At 67.6% G+C, this 3,498-nt stretch carries 3 protein-coding genes; all 3 read right to left on the bottom strand.

What is annotated here, in order from left to right; genetic code table 11:
* The coding region (locus HUK84_RS12720; protein WP_176640627.1) for a CocE/NonD family hydrolase at positions 1-1,065 on the bottom strand (1,065 nt) is incomplete at its 3' end.
* 76 nt (positions 1,066-1,141) lie between these two features.
* Positions 1,142-2,482 (bottom strand): peptide MFS transporter, encoded by a 1,341-nt coding sequence (locus tag HUK84_RS12715; protein WP_176640626.1) that lies wholly within the window; start codon positions 2,480-2,482, stop codon positions 1,142-1,144.
* A gap of 273 nt (positions 2,483-2,755) precedes the next feature.
* Positions 2,756-3,498 (bottom strand): Hsp70 family protein (locus HUK84_RS12710; protein WP_176640625.1); only part of this gene is annotated, 743 nt, incomplete at its 5' end.

Here is a 3,498-nt window from a genome sequence, read left to right as displayed (position 1 = left end):
GTCGCCGCCATCGGCCGGGCCCAGCCCATGGTCTGCGCGCAGATGCAGGGTCAGCGGCGCGATCTCGGCCGACGGCCAGGCGGTTTCGGCCGCCCACCGGCCGGGAATGGCGGCGCATGTCCCGTCCGGCGCATAGAAATCGGTGATGTAGGCGCGCAGCATCGGCTCGGCCATGATGCGGGTGTCTTTTCCCTTCAGCCAATGGTCCCACCACCGCACGGCCTCCTGCAGGAAGCCGATCGCCGGCCCCGGCGCGCCGTCATGCGGATAGACATGTCCCCACGGACCGATGATCCCGCGCCGCGGCGCCGTCAGATGTTCCAGCAGGCGCGGCACCGCGTTGGTATAGCTGTCGACCCATCCGCCCACCGCCAGGACGGGGCAGGCGATATCGGCATAATTTTCGCAGACCGAGCCGTGCTTCCAGTAGGAATCATAGCGCTGGTGCGCCAGCCACTGCGCGGGAAAGAACGGCAGGGCGGCAATCCGCTCCAGCCATTGCGCGCGCCAGTCCGGTCCCACGATCTCGGGGTAGGGCGGCCGCGCCTGGAAGGCCAGCATGATGCTGCCCCACCACAGATTGTCGTTCAGCAGGCAGCCGCCCATGTAATGGATGTCGTCGGTATAGCGGTTGTCGGTGGAATAGACCGTCAAGATGGCCTTCAGGGCCGGCGGCCGGCGCGCCGCCACCTGCAGGCAGTTGAAGCCGCCCCAGGACTTGCCCATCATGCCCACCGCGCCGGTGCACCAATCCTGTTCCGCGATCCAGGCGATCACCTCCAACGCGTCATCCTGCTCCTGCTTCAGATATTCATCCGCCAGATGCCCGTCGGATTCGCCGCTGCCGCGCATGTCCACCCGCACGCAGGCATAGCCCTGTTGCGCGAAATAGCCGTGCATCGGCTCGTCGCGCACGCGCGTGCCGTCGCTCTTGCGATAGGGAATATATTCCAAGATGGCGGGTACCGGCATGCGGCCGGCATCCTCGGGCAGCCACAGCCGGGCGGCCAGGCGGCATCCGTCCGACAGGGGGATCCAGATATGGTTCTCGATATGGACGGACATCCCATATGCTCCCGCGGCGCGATGCCGATCGTGAAAGGATCTTGAAACGACAAGAAGGAAAAAAGGCGCCCGGATGCTAGGCGTCCTGGACGACGGCATGCGGGGTGCGCATGATCAGCGGCCGGCAGATCGCCATGGCGGCCACCCCCACGGCGGTCAGGGCCGCGATCAGCAGCCAATAGGCCGAAATTCCGACACTGCCCCACATGCCGCCGATCCAGCCGCTGGCCAGATTGCCGGCGAATATGGTCAGATACCATACCGCCATCGTCATCGATTCGTATCCCGGCCTTGCCAGGCGCGAGAACAATCCCATCGCCGCCGGGCTGAAATACAGGTCGCCGACTTCCCAGCCCGCGAAATACAGCGCGGCCAGCCAGGGTGATGGCGTCCGGCCGCCCAGCATGACCGACAGCGCGCCCAGCAGGCACTGCATCGCCAGGATGATCGCCGCCCCGATCAGCATCTTCGTGCCGGGGCCGGGTTCGCGCCCGGCACGTGCCTGCGCGGACCAGCGCAGGGTCAGGACCGGCGTGCCGATCAGCACCATGGCCGGCGGTATGGCCTGCAGCCATGCCATGCCGATATCCGACGGGCCGGTGCCCAGCCAGCGGACCAGGGCATTGGCCTGCTGTTCATAGCTGATCCACAGGAAAACGGACGATATGCTCAGCACTGTCAGCAACGCGGCCGGGTGGCCGCCCGAGACGGCGCGGCGGCCGCGCGACGCCGCCCATTCGGCCTGCCGTTCCGGCAGATGCCGGGCCCCCAGGACATACAGCGCCAGGCCCAGGATCATGCCCGCCGACGTCGCCATGAAGGCCGCGTTCCACCCCGCCCTCTCGGCCAGCAGGGCGCAGACCAGGGGGGCGGCGGTGGCCCCGATATTGATCCCGACATAGAAGATCGAAAAGCCGCGTTCGCGCCTGGGATCGTCCGGTTCGTACAGATCCGCCATCTGCGCCGCGATATTGCCCTTCACCCCGCCCGTGCCGACCACGATCAGCAGCAGCGCCGCCAGGAACCAGCGCGGCGTGGTCAGCAACAGATGCCCCGCCACGATCAGCAGGCCGCCGCCGATGATCGTGGCCCGCTTGCCGAACAGGCGATCCGCCAGCAGGCCGCCGAGCAGCGGCGTCAGATAGACGAATCCCGAATATACGCCATAAAGTTCGGACGAGATCCGTACCGTTCCGGCCTGTGCGGGGTCCAGATGCAGCAGGGCGCAGACCGCCTGATATCCCGCGACATGCGTCGGCGCATCCGGCAGCACCACCGCCGTCATGTAGACGATCAGCATCGCGCGCATGCCGTAGAAGGAAAACCGCTCCCACATCTCGACCAGGAACAGCAGCACCAGTCCCGGCGGATGGCCGAACAGGATGCGCGGCGACGGTCTCGCGTCCGGCGCCGGCATCAATCCGTTGCCCGATATGCCGGAAAATATGCCCTCTCACGCAAGGTCCGCCCTCCTGCAATCGATGCCGGCGACCCGGCATCACCCGTGGCGCCCCGGCCATCAGAGACCGGTCGTGCCGTTCACGACATATTTGCCGGCCAACGGATAGACGGTGCCGCCGCAGGTGATGGTGTCGGCATGGACCGAATGGTTGTAGCTGATGCTGTCATAGATCGACAGGCGCGCGCGACGCGCTGGATGTGACGATCTGCTTCGGCATGCCCCCCGGCCCTATCGGCCCATCAGCGCCAGCCCTTCGGCCACCGAGACGAATTCGCCGCCCCGATCGACCCGGGCCGCGCCGAACCGGTCGACGAACAGGGCGCGCACCGCCGGGACGAAGGACGTGCCGCCGGTCAGGAACACCCGGTCGATTCCGTCCTCGGTCAGTCCCGCGTTGGCCAGGGCTTCGCCGATGGCGGCATCGAACTGCGCCAGGTCCGGCGCGATCCAGGATTCGAACTCGGCCCGCGCGATCGCGCGTTCGATCCGGATGTCCTTGTAGCTGAAGCGCAGGACCGTGCTGTCGGCGGCCGACAATGCGCTCTTCGCCGCGCCGACCGCGCGATACAGCGCCTGCCCCTGCTGGTCGGCGACCAGCATCGCCAGCGCGTTCAGTTTCGCGGGGTCAGAGGCCGTGCGCGCCACCTCGGCGATCGCGCGCAGGGTCTGCGGCGTGCGCATCAGCGACAGGCGGTGCCAGCGCGCCAGGCTGGCATACCATTCGATCGGCACCGGCAGCGCCGCGCCGCCCATGATGCGATAGGTGCCGTCGCGCCCCAGTTCGGGTGATACCACCCGGTCGATGATCCGGTAATCGAACTGGTCGCCCGCGATCCCCACCCCGGCATGGCCCAGCGGAACGGCGCGTCCCGCCGCCGGGTCGAAGCGCAGGACCGAGAAATCGCTGGTGCCGCCGCCGAAATCGCCGACCAGAATGGTGGCCGGCGCCTGCAGTCGCTGCGCGAAGCGCC

It is taken from the genome of Nguyenibacter vanlangensis, from assembly GCF_013376155.1.
Classification (GTDB): Bacteria; Pseudomonadota; Alphaproteobacteria; order Acetobacterales; family Acetobacteraceae; genus Gluconacetobacter; species Gluconacetobacter vanlangensis.
The sequence above is the reverse complement of the archived record's forward strand: the minus strand, read 5'-3'. Positions and strand labels throughout refer to the sequence as shown.